Origin of the sequence: Clostridium sp. CF012 (assembly GCF_018861755.1) — a bacterium.
Taxonomy (GTDB): Bacteria; Bacillota; Clostridia; order Clostridiales; family Clostridiaceae; genus Clostridium_AD.
The window spans coordinates 1-826 of sequence record NZ_JAHLEF010000119.1 but is presented as its reverse complement, the minus strand read 5'-3'; the positions used below and the strand labels follow the sequence as shown (position 1 = coordinate 826).

Below are 826 nucleotides of genomic sequence, written 5' to 3'. Positions count from 1 at the left end.
GCTCTAATGATCTCAATTGCAACATAGGCTACTATGTAATCATTTTCATGTTTCAGGCCTATAGTGCTTATTTCGCAGCTATAATCCTTTTAAAATTTATATTATACACATTGTATTTTAGTTATAGCCACGTTTTGCCACAAAACTTATAAATACATTTTATATATTATTTTATATATTATTCCAATTTAATTGTAATCTCTTTTAATTATGAAGTTGTATTTAATTTACATTGTTTTGCTAATTATTTTAAATTTATTATTTTTTTTAGTTAGACTCACAGATTGTGCACATTAAGTTTTACTAATCCACAATCCCATTTAACATATGTAATTATATGTTAAAATTTACGAACTATTTAATAGTTATGCACATTATCAACAGCCTTTCTGTGTATAACTTGTGGAGCTGCTGTTAATGATTAGTTATTTGTCGTTATTATGTATATCGTGGAAGATAACATGTAAATATTTGTCTATTAAATAAAATAATTCAATATTTAATTATTAAGTTATGCACATTATCCACAGTTTTGTTGATAACATGTTAATAACTTATTTTCTATAATATCACTTGTATTTACTACGTCTAAAGTGTTAAATCCTCTCCTAGGTCGCTGCAATATATCTCCCTAATAAAATTTCTTGATTACCATCTCGTGAAATGGTATATTAGGCACATAAGTATATATTAAATTCAAATATATAACACATATTTGAAATCTTTATAAATTAAATTGAAAAGAGGTGATTCGCTTGAGAATAGGAATGGGATATGATGTTCACAGATTAGTTAATGATAGAAAATTAATACTCGGGGGAGTGAC

The 826-nt window shown here is 25.7% G+C and carries 1 protein-coding gene; it reads left to right on the top strand.

Annotated features, from left to right (window positions below; translation table 11 throughout):
- Positions 1-755 precede the first annotated feature (755 nt).
- Positions 756-826, top strand: a 71-nt coding sequence (locus KPL50_RS26610) for a 2-C-methyl-D-erythritol 2,4-cyclodiphosphate synthase (protein WP_216301466.1), incomplete at its 3' end; no start/stop codon positions are given.